Annotated in this window: 10 protein-coding genes and 2 pseudogenes; 4 read left to right on the top strand and 8 right to left on the bottom strand. The window is 68.4% G+C overall.

What is annotated here, in order from left to right:
- Positions 1 to 16: 16 nt before the first annotated feature.
- Positions 17 to 1,135, bottom strand: a complete 1,119-nt coding sequence (locus F7Q99_RS30595) for a fatty acid desaturase family protein (protein WP_153467235.1) — start codon at positions 1,133 to 1,135, stop codon at positions 17 to 19.
- Between the two features lie 7 nt (positions 1,136 to 1,142).
- Positions 1,143 to 2,198 carry a ferredoxin reductase gene (locus F7Q99_RS30590; RefSeq protein WP_153467232.1) on the bottom strand — a complete coding sequence of 352 codons (1,056 nt, stop codon included), beginning with the start codon at positions 2,196 to 2,198 and terminating at the stop codon, positions 1,143 to 1,145.
- Between the two features lie 87 nt (positions 2,199 to 2,285).
- On the opposite strand from F7Q99_RS30590, the gene F7Q99_RS30585 reads away from it, so the two are divergent.
- The 4 genes and pseudogenes from F7Q99_RS30585 to F7Q99_RS30570 form a co-directional block, all read left to right on the top strand.
- Complete coding sequence (locus F7Q99_RS30585; RefSeq protein WP_326847348.1) at positions 2,286 to 3,425, top strand: PucR family transcriptional regulator; 1,140 nt, start codon at positions 2,286 to 2,288, stop codon at positions 3,423 to 3,425.
- Positions 3,426 to 3,594: 169 nt separating this feature from the next.
- On the top strand, positions 3,595 to 4,692 hold the full coding sequence (locus tag F7Q99_RS30580; RefSeq protein WP_326846951.1) for an IS630 family transposase: 1,098 nt from the start codon (positions 3,595 to 3,597) through the stop codon (positions 4,690 to 4,692).
- A 60-nt stretch (positions 4,693 to 4,752) separates the two neighbouring features.
- Positions 4,753 to 5,851: pseudogene (locus F7Q99_RS30575) on the top strand (IS630 family transposase).
- Positions 5,852 to 6,007: 156 nt separating this feature from the next.
- Positions 6,008 to 6,382, top strand: a pseudogene (locus tag F7Q99_RS30570) (transposase); the annotation flags it as partial.
- Here the strand turns inward: F7Q99_RS30570 and F7Q99_RS30565 are convergent.
- From F7Q99_RS30565 to F7Q99_RS30540, 6 genes are all read right to left on the bottom strand, one after another.
- Positions 6,364 to 7,308, bottom strand: coding sequence for an outer membrane protein assembly factor BamB family protein (locus F7Q99_RS30565; protein WP_407697891.1), 945 nt, complete (start codon positions 7,306 to 7,308; stop codon positions 6,364 to 6,366). The pseudogene F7Q99_RS30570 and the gene F7Q99_RS30565 overlap by 19 nt on opposite strands.
- Before the next feature lie 551 nt (positions 7,309 to 7,859).
- Positions 7,860 to 9,902: a pentapeptide repeat-containing protein gene (locus F7Q99_RS41845; RefSeq protein ID WP_326847347.1), complete on the bottom strand. Its 2,043-nt coding sequence runs from the start codon at positions 9,900 to 9,902 to the stop codon at positions 7,860 to 7,862.
- Between the two features lie 316 nt (positions 9,903 to 10,218).
- The gene (locus F7Q99_RS30550; RefSeq protein WP_153467223.1) at positions 10,219 to 10,542 is read right to left on the bottom strand and encodes a hypothetical protein; all 324 of its coding nucleotides are present in this window, start codon (positions 10,540 to 10,542) and stop codon (positions 10,219 to 10,221) included.
- A gap of 41 nt (positions 10,543 to 10,583) precedes the next feature.
- Entirely contained in the window at positions 10,584 to 10,712 is a 129-nt protein-coding gene (locus F7Q99_RS42795) for a LolA-like protein (protein WP_268267665.1), read from the bottom strand.
- Positions 10,713 to 10,821: 109 nt separating this feature from the next.
- Positions 10,822 to 12,261: an amino acid permease gene (locus F7Q99_RS30545; RefSeq protein ID WP_326847346.1), complete on the bottom strand. Its 1,440-nt coding sequence runs from the start codon at positions 12,259 to 12,261 to the stop codon at positions 10,822 to 10,824.
- Positions 12,258 to 12,935: a FadR/GntR family transcriptional regulator gene (locus F7Q99_RS30540; protein ID WP_153467634.1), complete on the bottom strand. Its 678-nt coding sequence runs from the start codon at positions 12,933 to 12,935 to the stop codon at positions 12,258 to 12,260. Before F7Q99_RS30540 ends, F7Q99_RS30545 begins: the two co-directional genes overlap by 4 nt.
- Positions 12,936 to 12,990 lie beyond the last annotated feature (55 nt).

The following is a 12,990-nucleotide window of genomic DNA, read 5'->3' as shown; positions in this document are numbered from 1 at the left end:
CGGTCCTAGGACTGTCTCACCCTGCGACGAGCTCCTGCTTGCGGTCCGGCGTTTTGACCTTGGGCTTCTTGTTCGGCAGCGAGAGCCGGAAGACCTTGCGCCACGCGGAGAACACCTGCTTGGGCAGCGGCCCGGTGACGTACTGCAGCTCGTACTTTTGGAACAGCGCGCGCACCTTCACCGCGACCTCGGCGTACCGGTTGCTCGGCAGGTCCGGGAACAGGTGGTGCTCGATCTGGTGCGACAGGTTGCCGGTCATGAAGTGCATGGCCCTGCTGCCGCTGATGTTCGCGGAGCCCATCATCTGGCGCAGGTACCACTGGCCGCGCGTCTCGCCCTTGATCGACTGGCGCTCGAAGACCTGTACGCCCTCGGGGAAGTGCCCGCACATGATCACCGAGTGGGACCAGATGTTGCGGACCAGGTTCGCGGTGAACGTGGCGGCGAGCGTGGTGAGGAACGACGGGCCCGACAGCAGCGGGTGGATCACGTAGTCCTTGAGCACCTGCTTGCGGATCTTGCGGCCCACGGCCTTGGCCCGCGCGCGGAACTCCGGGTTCCTGCGGCGGCGCTTGTGCAGGTTCTTGCCGAGCTCCAGGTCGTACGCTGCAATGCCGTACTCGAAGAAGCAGGCGTTGATGAAGTTCCACAGCGGCTGGCCGAGGTGGAACGGGTGCCACTTCTGGTCCTCGTCGACGCGCATGATGCCGTAGCCGAGGTCGTTGTCCTTGCCGATCACGTTGGTGTACGTGTGGTGCAGCTCGTTGTGCGAGTGCTTCCACTGCTCGGACGGCGAGACGTGATCCCACTCCCAGGTGGTGGAGTGGATCTTCGGGTCCCGCATCCAGTCCCACTGGCCGTGCAGGACGTTGTGGCCGATCTCCATGTTGTCCATGATCTTCGCCACGGACAGACCGGCGGTGCCGAGCAGCCACGCGGGCGGGAAGATCGAGAACAACAGCACGCCCCTGCTGACCAGCTCGAGTTTGCGCTGTGCCGAGATGACCTTACGGATGTAGGCGGCGTCTTTCTCGCCGCGGCCGGCGATCACTTCATCGCGGATCGCGTCCAGCTCGCGGCCGAGCTCCTCGATCTGCTCCGCGGTCAGGTGGGCGGTGGGGTCGATGGCGGTCAAGGCGCTCCTACCGTTCGATGTCGCAGGGGCCCGCCGCGGCGGACACGCAGGTCTGGATGAGGACGCCCGGCTCGGCCTCGGTGATCTCGCCGGTGCGCAGGTCGCGGACGGCGCCCGCCTTGAGCGGCGTGACGCAGCCGAAGCAGATGCCCATGCGGCACCCGGAGGGCATGAGCACGCCGGCCTCCTCGCCGATGTCCAGCAACGGCGTGGCGCCGTCCGCGTCGACGGTCTTGCCGGTGGCGCTGAACGTGACTTCGCCGCCGTCGCCGGCGACGACGATGCTGGGGCGGAAGCGCTCGGTGTGAAGGCGCTCTTGGACCCCGTGCTCGGTCCAGTGCTCTTCTGCGGCGTCGAGCAGGCCCGCGGGCCCGCACGCCCACGTCTCGCGCTCGGCCCAGTCGGGCACGAGTTCGTCGAGACGGGCGATGTCGAGCATGCCGTCCGTGTCGGTGTGCACCTCGGTGAGGCGCAGCTTCTTGTCCGCGACCAGGTCGTGCAGTTCGTTGCGGAAGATCACGTCCTGCGGCTGTGGCGCGCAGTGGACCATGACGACGTCGTCGAACTCGATGTCGCGCAGCATGCCCATCACGGGCGTGATGCCGCTGCCGGCTGTCAGGTAGAGCACCTTGGCGGGCTTGGCCTGCGGCAGCACGAAGTCACCGGTCGGCTGGTCGAGCTGGATCAGCGTGCCCGGTGTCGCCCTGCGGACCAGGTGGTTGCTGACCTTGCCGTCCGGGATCGCCTTCACGGTGATCGTGACGCGGCCGTCCCGGCGGTTTGTCGGCGAGGTGATGGAGTAGGCACGCCACAGGCGCCTCCCGTCGACGTCGACCCCGATCCGCACGTACTGACCGGCCGTGTGGCCGCGCCAGCCCCGTCCCGGCTTGATCACGATGGTCGCGGCGTCACTCGTCTCGGGGTGCACGGCCTCGATGCGCCCACGCAGGTCAGCGCCCGCACGCAGTGGGCTGACCAGGTCGAGGTAGTCCGACGGCAGCAGCGGCGTCGTGACCATCTCCAGCAGTTTCCACGCCCTTCTGCGGAGGGCTGCACTCGTCATGACTCCAGCTTGCTGCGCCTCAGGGCGTAAAGTCCTGACCGAAGGACGTAAATCTGTTCGGCTGAATTGTTCGCAGGGAACAAAAACGTGAGCCATGCAATCCGGAGGGCCAGCGAACTGGCCCTGGATGAGACGACGGTCACCGCACTTCGGGCCGCGCTGAAGACCACCGCCGACGAGGTCGTCCAGGCGATCATCGACGAGGTCCCTCCTTACGCCAACGCCCTTTCGGGCCGCATGGGCGGCACCATCCGCCGAGCCGTCCGCACCGCCCTGGGGCACTACCTGGACCTCGCGAGCGGGACCGCCACAGGCGGCGACGCCGGTGACGCAGCCTACGAGCTGGGCCGCGGCGAGGTTCGCGACGGCCGTTCGATGGACGCCCTGCTCAGCGCCTACCGCGTCGGCGCCCGCGTGGCCTGGAGATGCCTGGCAGCGGGTGCCGTACCCGCAGGTCTGCCCGCCGCCGAGGTCGCCAAGTTCGCCGAACTGACCTTCGCCTACATCGACGAGCTCTCTGCCGCGAGCGCCTCGGGCCACGCCGACGAGCTGGCCGCCCAGGGCAGGGCCCACGAGCGCCACCTGGAACACCTGGCCCGCGACCTCCTCGCCGGCGCGAGCCCGGACGTACTGCTGGCCTCTGTTCAACGGGCCGGGTGGCACCCCCCGGTTTCGCTGACCGCGGTCCTGCTGCCCGCCGCCCAGGCCCGGCCTGCCTACCGCACGCTCGACCCGAACACCCTCGTCCTCGACGATCTGCCGGACGCCACCGGTGTGCTGCTCGTCCCCGATGCCGACCGATCACACCTCCTGCGACAGCTGACCGACCGCACCGCCGTGGTCGGCCCGGCCCGGCCATGGACCCGTGCGTCCGCCTCGTACGCACGAGCCGTACGCGCGCGCTCCCTCTCCTCCGATATCCGCGACACCGAGGACCACCTGCCCGAGCTGGTGCTGAGCGCCGACGCGGACGCGTTCGCAGACCTGCGTGCCCGAGCCCTCGCACCGTTGCGGACCTTGCCTGCCGCGACCGCACGGCGGCTGGAGGAGACGTTGCGGGCGTGGCTGCTCCACCAGGGCAGGCGGGACGAGGTGGCGGCGGCCTTGTTCGTCCATCCCCAGACAGTCCGGTACCGGATGTCGCAGCTGCGGGAGCTGTTTCCGGATCTCGCATCGCCACACCGGGTCCTTGAACTGACGCTGGCGGTGGGTCTTCGGGTCAGCTGACGCGTACTTCGACCATCCACGACCGCATCCGCGAGCGGTCCAGGAATCGTGCCTCAAGTGAGGCGGTAGAAGCCCTTCAGACCGCCGGTTGGTGACTGTGTGTGCCTAGTGTCCTGCGCCGGAGATCCGTCGTTAGTTGTGTGTGAGCTCTTCTTCTCCTGATCTCCCGGTGCGCCGTCGTGGTCCCGCCTTGGAACCGTTGTTGCTGTCCGACGAGGAACGGGCCACGCTGACGCGGTGGGCCCGCAGAGCCTCGTCCGCCCAGGCGTTGGCTCTGCGGGCCCGGATCGTGCTGGCCTGCGACGGTCCTGATGTGCCGTCGATCGTCGGCGTGGCAAGGGAGTTGGGCATCACTGCGGACACGGTCCGCAAGTGGCGACGCCGGTTCCTCGCCGAGAGGCTGGACGGCCTGGTAGACGAACCCCGACCGGGCCGGCCGCCCACGATCGCGGTCGACGAGATCGAGGCGGTCGTCGTGGCGACGCTGGAGGAGATCCCGAAGAACGCGACACACTGGTCCCGGAGCTCGATGGCCGCCCGCAGCGGCCTCTCGAAGTCGACCGTCGGACGGATCTGGCGGAAGTTCCAGCTCAAGCCCCACCTGGTCGGCACCTTCAAGCTGTCCACCGACCCGCTCTTCATCGAGAAGGTCCACGACGTGATCGGCCTGTACTTCGACCCGCCCGAAGGTGCGGTGGTGCTGTCGGTCGACGAGAAGTCGCAGATCCAGGCCCTCGACCGCTCCCAGCCGGTCCTGCCCATGATGCCGGGCATGCCGGAGCGTCGAACCCACGACTACGTGCGCAACGGTCTGACCACCCTGTTCGCCGCGTTCGACACCAGCAGCGGGAAGGTCATCACTTCACTGCACCGCCGGCACCGTGCGGCGGAGTTCAAGAAGTTCCTCGTCAAGATCGACCGCGAGGTTCCCGACGGGCTCGACATCCACCTGATCTGCGACAATTACGGCACCCACAAGACCCCGGCCATCCGTGCCTGGCTGGCGCAACATCCCCGATTCCATATGCACTTCACCCCGACCGGGTCCTCGTGGATCAACCAGGTGGAGCGGTGGTTCGGCTTTCTCACCGACCAGATGATCCGACGTGGTGCCCACAAGAACGTTCAGGCCCTTGAGAGGGACATCCGCGCCTGGATCAAGAACTGGAACGAGGACCCCAAACCGTTCACCTGGACCAAGACCGCCGACGAGATCCTCGACTCCCTCGCCCGATTCTGCCGACGGATCTCCGGCGCAGGACACTAGTGTCCTGCGCCGGAGATCCGTCGTTAGTTGTGTGTGAGCTCTTCTTCTCCTGATCTCCCGGTGCGCCGTCGTGGTCCCGCCTTGGAACCGTTGTTGCTGTCCGACGAGGAACGGGCCACGCTGACGCGGTGGGCCCGCAGAGCCTCGTCCGCCCAGGCGTTGGCTCTGCGGGCCCGGATCGTGCTGGCCTGCGACGGTCCTGATGTGCCGTCGATCGTCGGCGTGGCAAGGGAGTTGGGCATCACTGCGGACACGGTCCGCAAGTGGCGACGCCGGTTCCTCGCCGAGAGGCTGGACGGCCTGGTAGACGAACCCCGACCGGGCCGGCCGCCCACGATCGCGGTCGACGAGATCGAGGCGGTCGTCGTGGCGACGCTGGAGGAGATCCCGAAGAACGCGACACACTGGTCCCGGAGCTCGATGGCCGCCCGCAGCGGCCTCTCGAAGTCGACCGTCGGACGGATCTGGCGGAAGTTCCAGCTCAAGCCCCACCTGGTCGGCACCTTCAAGCTGTCCACCGACCCGCTCTTCATCGAGAAGGTCCACGACGTGATCGGCCTGTACTTCGACCCGCCCGAAGGTGCGGTGGTGCTGTCGGTCGACGAGAAGTCGCAGATCCAGGCCCTCGACCGCTCCCAGCCGGTCCTGCCCATGATGCCGGGCATGCCGGAGCGTCGAACCCACGACTACGTGCGCAACGGTCTGACCACCCTGTTCGCCGCGTTCGACACCAGCAGCGGGAAGGTCATCACTTCACTGCACCGCCGGCACCGTGCGGCGGAGTTCAAGAAGTTCCTCGTCAAGATCGACCGCGAGGTTCCCGACGGGCTCGACATCCACCTGATCTGCGACAATTACGGCACCCACAAGACCCCGGCCATCCGTGCCTGGCTGGCGCAACATCCCCGATTCCATATGCACTTCACCCCGACCGGGTCCTCGTGGATCAACCAGGTGGAGCGGTGGTTCGGCTTTCTCACCGACCAGATGATCCGACGTGGTGCCCACAAGAACGTTCAGGCCCTTGAGAGGGACATCCGCGCCTGGATCAAGAACTGGAACGAGGACCCCAAACCGTTCACCTGGACCAAGACCGCCGACGAGATCCTTCGACTCCCTCGCCCGATTCTGCCGACGGATCTCCGGCGCAGGACACTAGTACTCCAGCCGTAGATCGTGATCTTGCTGCTCAGGGCCGGTGCGGAGACGGCTGCGGCCACCGATGATCATCGTGTGTTGTGTGGACAAACGAAGATCAGGCGGTGGCCGCGAGTCGCAGCGTAGTGCCTGCCCGGTGGCAGGCGATGTTCGACCCGTTTACCTGGTCTACTCGGCCGCGCAGGGTCACGCCGCGATCGACCGGGCCCTGTACGTGCCGCGCTCGTGGACCGACGACCCTGACCGCTGCCGGGCAGCCGGCATCCCCGACGACCTCGCCTTCGCGACCAAGCCGCAACTGGCCGCCAAGATGATCGTCCGGACGCTGGACGCGGGCACGCCCGCCCGCTGGGTCACCGGCGACGAGGTCTACGGAGACAACCCGCGCCTTCGGGTCGCCGTCGAAGCCCGCCCGGTCGGCTACGTACTCGCCATCTCCACCCACCAAGTCGTCACACGCGCAGGCAAGTTCCAGGCGAAAGGGCTGGTCGCTGCTGGTCCGCCGCTTGGTGGTCAGAAGCCGACTGCGGGGTAGACCGAGAGCGCGGTGCCGTCGGTGTCGCGGCTTCCGATGCTCATGTAGGTGTTGACGAGAAGCGGGGCGAGTGTCGGGGGGCTGGGCAGATCCTGGCCGGTGACGGCGTTGAGGGCCACCGGGCCCCTTGAAGTCGTGCCGTAGACGACGCCGTGCCAGGCGGTGGTCACGCGGGGAGCGATCCGGGTCTTGGCGTCGTCGGGCAGGCGCCACAGGGTCTTCCCGCTGGCCGTGTCGAAGGCGAAGGCGATGTCCTTGTCCGCGCAGACGGTCACCGAGCGTTCGTCGTAGGTGCAGGTGAACGGCGTGGAGCCGCCGCTGAAGTCGAAGAGCTGCTTGCCGGTCGTGCTGTCGAGGATCCAGGCGTTGCTCTTGAAGCCGGTGAAACTGCTGCCCTGGAGGGCGACGCGGCTGGGTCCGGCCGGGGTGAGGGTCGCATCGAGCAGGTCGTAGGTCTGCTCCGCGGTCCATGCGGTGCTTCCGTCCGCGATCTTCAAAGCCGACACCTGATGCTTGGTGTACTCCGGCGAGACGAGACCGACGACCTGGTCGTCGGACAGCTGGGCGCCGGTGAAGCCCTTCTGGGTCCAGAGGACCTTCTTCGCGGCGAGGTCAACGGCCCAGACGAGGCCGTGGTTCGCATCCGCCCCGGCGATGACCGCGGTCGTGCCGCGGACCCCGAGCACCGTGAGGGACCTGATGCCGGTGTAGTCCTGCGGGAGGTCGATCGGGACGGTCCAGGAGTCCGAGCCCTTGGAGGTGGACAGCGCGACCAGTTCGACAGCGGTGCGGTCCACGGATGTGCCCTGGCCCTGGATGACCATGCGGACGGCGGTGAGGACCACCCGCTGGCCGCCGGCCTGCGCGAGGACCGGAGGCGAGTGCAGGTTGCCGCCGTGCGTGGAGTTCGCGATGCCCGCCATTTTGTGTCCATACAGGGCGTCAGCCTCAAGGCCGTAGTTGCTGGCGATGTAGTAGATCGTGCCATCGAGAAGGACATCGGCGGTGCGCGCGTCCTCCGGCAAAGGTGCCGATTCCTTGCCCTGGGAGAACTTGGTCGGCGGGTCGTAGCCCTTGAACGTCGGCGACCACGTCATCGACGGCGTCGCGAGCGATGCGGCAGCCGTCCCGCCAACTGCCGTACCCGCAGGGCCTCCTGTGGCCCCGCGCGTGCAGCCCGTCACCAGCACGACAGCGGCGGCAGTCACCGCGAGGTACGTGGGTATTCTCCGCGTCGTCATGTGTGAATCCCCCTCATCCACCCCGCAGACGTGGCGCCCGGAGGAGAAGTGATCACTTTATCGCGCTGGGTGAGGGTCCAACGGCCTGTTTCCTGGGCAGTAGGCGGTGCTGGCAGTCTGCCGTGCCGACGATGGGAGGGTTCCCGACGTAGGCCGGTGGCCGGACATGCCCGATGGTCCGGCCGCATCTGGGCGGCCGGGCCATCGCCGGGTGTGCGTCCTGGAGCCGGTTCTCAGCCGATGGCGTCGAGCGCGGACTTGTCGAGCGAGACGACCGGTTCCGTGCTCAGGTGGTCCTGCCATGTCCCGAGGGGGACGCGCACGATCGAGAAGTCGGCGACCCGGTTCTTGATGACCAGGCCGCACCAGCCGCCTCGCTCCAGCATCAGCAGCAGCGGCTCGTAGGGGTCGTCCAGCTCGGGCAGCCGGGCCGTCGTCGTGTCGAGCAGGGCCGCCCAGCGCAGTGCGGCGCGGCACAGGGCCTTCGCCCGGATGTCCCCGACGTTGGCCTCCAGGAACGCGTCGAGCCGCGCGGTGAGTTCCGCTTCCACCTGGACCGTGGGGTCGATCGATGCGGCCAGGTCGACGACGGGCCAGTCGCCGGCGGGCTGGTAGGCCTGCGCCCAGAGGGCCGAGCGGCGCAGGTGCTCGCGGAACAGACGCGAGCGCGACGCGGCGTGGGTGAAGGCGGTGTCCTCGTCCCGCCAGTCGATGGCGGTGAGGCGCTCGACCGTCGCCCGGGCCCGCGGTGTCGTCAGGATCCGCGTGACGCGCTTGATGAAGGCGTCGGCTTCGGCCCTGGTGATCTCGGCGTGGTCGTCGTCGTTGTGCCCGAGGTAGTACAGGCGCAGGTACTCGGTGGGCTCCCAGCGGAGGTTGCGGGTGAAGGCCTCGTCGATGTCGATGGCGTCGACGGTGCTGCGGCGCACGATTCCGTAGGGGTTCTCCCGGGAGCTCGTACTGGATTCGTCGAACCGGGCGTAGTAGGTGAAGCCGCTGAGGACTTCGACGTCGGCGCCGCGTTCGGTGAGCCAGCGCTGAAGGGCGAGGCCGTCGAGTTCCCGCTCGGTGTCGCCGGTGACGACGGTGACGGGGCCGAGGAGCGTGCCGGTCAGGCCGCGAAGCAGGGTGCGGTCGTCGACGTGGACGGTGAACGAGGTGTTCGCCGTGGTGGCGCCGGAGAGGTCGGCCCCGCGCAGGTCGACCTGGAGGAGGGTGGCGTTGGTGAGGTCGGTGCGGCGGAACGTCGCGCCGGCGGCGTCGACGTCGGCCAGGGAGACCGAGGTCAGGTCGGCGTCGTCCAGGCAGGCGGAGCGCAGGCTGGCCTGGTCCAGCGTAGCCTTCACCAGGCTGCTGCCGGAGAGGTTCGCGCCGGTGAGGTCGGCCTTCTCCAGGTGGGCGCGCCAGAGCTCGGCGCCGGCCAGAGAGATGCCGGCGAGCACGGCGTGGGTGAACCACGCTCCGGTGAAGTCCCCGCCCGACAGGTCGGCCCCACGCAGGTCGAGGCTGACAGCGTCCAGCGCCTCGCGGCCCGAGGCCGCCGCCCAGGCGCCCAGCCGGTCGGCGGCCTTCCGGTCCACTGGCAGGGTCCTGGGGCACCACTTGTCGGGGACGCCGGACGTCACGATCCCCCCGATTCCGTCGGTGAGATCCGGCCCCAGCCCGTCGATCAGCTCCGGGGCTTCGAGACCGTACCCCTCGGCCTTGCCGAAGTACGTTGCTCCGCCCGGTTCGGCCTCGACGCCGAGCAGCCCATCGAGCTCCTGGAGCGCGGCCGCGAGCCGAGGCGCGTTGTTCGCGTGGACGGCCGGATGCGGCCGGCCGCGGAAGTCACACTCGCCCCAGACGTCGTGGTGGACGGACAGCTCGGCGTACGGACCCAGGTTCCCGGGCGACACCATGAGCTCCACCAGCCGGTACTCCCTGCGGTGCCTTCCGCCCGCGTCGATCCACTCGCCGTCCCCGAACACGGTGACCGCGCCCATCTCCGCCTGCGGATGGCCAACCGGCCGGCAGGCCCGCATCTCCTCCGCCAGAGTCGGCTCCGCCAGCGAACGCGACACGAGGCTCAGCCGGCTGTGGAGGCCGAGCCCGCCCTTGCCGACCTGGAACCAGGACCATTCGAGCGCGCCCGGGTCCAGCAGGCCGTGCTTGCGCAGCACGCCGGACATCTGCTCCGCGACCGCGAGCACCGACTCCATGCCCGCTTCCGTCACGCCTTCGAGATCCCAGGTCCACGAGGCGCATTCTCTCGGCGCGCGCATCAGAAACGACACAGGAACTCCTTACGGCTTGAACGATCCGATCGTGACCACCGCTGCGCCCACCACGTACCGGCGGGCGCGTACCCAGGTGCGCTGGAGCCCGGCCCGCAGGGGGTCCGGCAGGAGCGGGCCTCGCCCGCACCGGCCGTCCCGCATCTGCTCCTCGGCGGCTCGGCACTCTTCGGCTTCCGCCAATCCCTGGTGGTCATTCACCGATCGTAGGGGGAGCGAACTTTCGAATCTCACCGGGCTCAGTCGCGGAGCCGGTCCAGGCGTCGATGGCGCGTGTCGCCCAGACCATGGCGCCGACGTGCTCGAGGCGAGGCCCTTACTTTGGGCTGCCGGGGGCTGCGAAACGGTCTCGGAGCGGGTCCTGGCGGGGCTGATTGTCAAGGGACGGTAGGAGTTGGCTCCGGATGCGGAGTTCCTTCAGGAAGACTTGCTGGCTTTCGGATCGGTGGTCGGGGTGGGTGAGGATCAGCGCGGTCACCTCGCGGACCTTGGGGACGAGCGGGCGGGTGGTCGGCTTGGCGTTCTCGCGCAGCCGGTGCACGAAACGGCGGACGGTTCGCTCGCTGACGGCCAGGCCGCGTTCGGCGAGTTCGCGGTGGAGCCGCAGTGCGTTGTGGCAGCCCTCGTTGAACCGGGCCACACGTAGGCGGTGTGGCCCTGAAGGCTGGTCTGCCGGCCGCCCTAGGGCCCCGCGCCGATCAGCTCGTCCGCAGTAGCGGCCCTCATGAACTTCCGCACCGTCTTCGGGTCCAGATGCAGCTCAGCGACGATCTGGCCGTGCCCCATGTCCGCGAGGGGGCTGGTGAGCATGACTGCCTCGATCGTGATGGCTTGGGATGCCGACCTGTGTGCCTGGTGGCAGTGGGCCGGCCCGGGGCGGACGCGCGGTGGCTCTGCGGATTCCCCGGGCCGCCCGGGTTCAGTCGTCGGTTCCGGCGGCGGCGCGCGCGATGCGCCCGCGGATCGCGTACCAGCCGACGACGAGTGCGGCAGCGATGAGCGGTACGCACAGCACAGTGGTGCGTCCGGCGCCGCCGTCGGCGTACATGAGGACCAGGACGACAGCGAGGAAGGCCAGCGTCACGAGTTCGGTCCAGGGCGAGCCGGGCAGGCGGTAGCCGGGGCGGGTCAGTTCGCCGGCCGTGGTCTTCCGCCAGAACAGGAGGTGGCAGACCATGATCATGCCCCAGGTGGCGATGATGCCGATGGCCGCGAGGTTGAGCACGATCTCGAACGCGTCGGCGGGGACCACGAAGTTGAGGCCGACACCGAGGACGCACATGCTGCTGGTGAGCAGGATGCCGCCGTATGGCACCTGGGTGCGGCTCATCCTGGAGGTGAAGCGCGGGGCCGATCCGTTGACGGCCATGGAGCGCAGGATGCGGCCGGTGGAGTAGAGGCCCGAGTTGAGCGAGGACATCGCCGCGGTGAGGACGACCAGGTTCATCACACTGCCCGCCGCCGGGACACCGATGTGGGAGAGCACCGTCACGAAGGGACTCTGGCCGGAGGTGTACTTGTTCCACGGCATCAGCATCGACAGCAGGACGACCGAGCCGACGTAGAACAGGCCCACGCGCCACATGATCGAGTTGATCGCCTTCGGCATGATCTTCTCGGGGTTCTCGGTCTCCCCGGCCGTCACGCCGACCAGTTCGACGGAGGCGTAGGCGAAGACGACGCCCTGGATGATCAGCAGCATCGGCAGCAGGCCGTTGGGGAAGATCCCACCATTGCCGGTGATCAGGGACGGACCGGGTACGACGCCGTCGACCGGGTGCTGGGTGACGAGCAGGAAGATCCCGATGCCCATGAAGACCACCAGGGCGCTGACCTTGACGATGGCGAACCAGAACTCCAGTTCGCCGAAGATCCGCACCGAGATGAGGTTCACGGTGAGGACCACGGCCAGGGCTATGAGTGCGATCACCCACTGCGGAACGTCGGAGAACAGGTGCCAGTAGTGGGTGTACGTGGCGACGGCGGTGATGTCGGCGATGCCGGTGGTCGCCCAGTTGAGGAAGTACATCCAGCCGGCGGTGTACGCGCCCTTCTCCCCCAGGAACTCCCGGGCGTACGACACGAAGGCGCCGGAGGACGGGCGGTACAGGACCAGCTCGCCGAGCGCTCGCACGACGAGGAACGCGAAGACGCCGCAGATGGCGTACGCGACGAACAGGGAGGGCCCGGCATCGGCGAGCCGTCCGCCGGCGCCGAGGAACAGCCCGGTGCCGATGGCACCGCCGATGGCGATCATGTTGACGTGCCGGGCTTTCAGGGACTTGCTGTAGCCGGTGTCGCCGGCGTCGACGTGACGGGTCGTGGGGCGCTTCTCGTCTTTGAGGAACTGCTCGCTCACGCCTCGGCTCTGCCTTCTCTTGAGGTGTCCGCGCGCTGGGGGCGCACGATGTCGGTGAGAGTGGCCTCCACGCGGTGGAGGTGGTGGGACATCGCCTCGACGGCGTCGGGCTCGGAACCGTCGATCAGGGCCTCGACGATCGCCCGGTGCTCGCAGTTGGACTGCTCGCGCCGACCGCCGAGTTCGTTGAGGAGGGTCGACTGACGCGCCAGTGCGTCACGGATCTCCTCGATCACCCGGCGGAACACCGGGTTGCCGGAGGCCTCGGCCACCGCCAGGTGGAACACGGTGTCCAGGGCGACCCACGCGGTGGTGTCGGTCTCCCGTTCCATCCGGTCGAGCAGGTGGGCCAGGTGGTCCAGGTCCTCCGGGGTCCGGCGCAGCGCCGCGTAGCCGGCGACCGGGATCTCGACGTGCCGGCGCACCTCCAGGAGGTCGCTGGCCGCGTAGTCGCCGAAGGTGGGGTCTTCAACCGTGTTCGCCACGACGAAGGTGCCCTTGCCGGTCTTCGAGACCGTCAGGCCCATGGCTTGCAGGGCACGGAGTGCCTCCCGCAGCACGGGCCGGCTGACCTCCAGGGTCCGGCACAGCTCTGCTTCCGAGGGGAGTTTGTCCCCCACGGCGTACTGACCGCGTTCGATGGCGCTGCGCAGGTGGCCGAACACCGCTTCCATCGCGCTGACGCGCCGCGGGATCGCCCCACCTGTCTGGCTGTCTGACAGGTTCACG

Source organism: Streptomyces kaniharaensis, assembly GCF_009569385.1.
Classification (GTDB): domain Bacteria; phylum Actinomycetota; class Actinomycetes; order Streptomycetales; family Streptomycetaceae; genus Kitasatospora; species Kitasatospora kaniharaensis.
The sequence above is the reverse complement of the archived record's forward strand: the minus strand, read 5'-3'. Positions and strand labels throughout refer to the sequence as shown.